Origin of the sequence: Bradyrhizobium mercantei, assembly GCF_001982635.1 — a bacterium.
Taxonomy (GTDB): domain Bacteria; phylum Pseudomonadota; class Alphaproteobacteria; order Rhizobiales; family Xanthobacteraceae; genus Bradyrhizobium; species Bradyrhizobium mercantei.
The window spans coordinates 1-603 of record NZ_MKFI01000072.1; the positions used below are offsets into that span (position 1 = coordinate 1).

Annotated in this window: 1 protein-coding gene; it reads left to right on the plus strand. The window is 71.6% G+C overall.

Annotated features, from left to right (window positions below; genetic code table 11):
- Positions 1 to 603 (plus strand): gamma-glutamyltransferase (locus tag BI327_RS40985; RefSeq protein WP_174683080.1); only part of this gene is annotated, 603 nt, incomplete at both ends.

The window sequence follows — 603 nt, forward strand, 5'->3', positions numbered from 1 at the left end:
GCCACGCGCTGATGCCGCGCATCTCCAACACCATCGCCGGCCTGAAGGACTTCTTCCAGGCCCACTGGCCCACCACCGCGCAGGTCTACCTGCCCGGCGGCAACGTGCCCGAGGCCCGCAAGCTGTTCCGCAACCCGGCGCTGGCCGCCACCTGGACCCGCGTGCTGCAGGCCGCCGAACAGGCCGGCGGCGACCGCGAGCGCCAGATCGAGGCGGCCCGCGACGCCTTCTACCGCGGCTTCGTCGCCGAGGCGATCGACAAGTTCGCGCGCGGCAACGAGGTCATGGACGAAAGCGGCGAACGCCATCGCGGCGTGATCACCGCCGACGACCTGGCCGGCTGGTCCGCCAGCTACGACCAGCCCGCCACCTATGACTACCACGGCTACACCGTGGCCAAGGCGGGCGCCTGGAGCCAGGGGCCGGTGTTCCTGCAGACCCTGGCGCTGCTCAAGGACATGGACCTGGCCGGCGTCGGCCCGACCAGCGCCGAGTTCGTGCACCGCGTCACCGAGGCCATGAAGCTGGCCTTCGCCGACCGCGAGGCCTACTACGGCGATCCCGCCTTCGTCGACGTGCCGCTGGCCCAGCTGCTGTCCGACG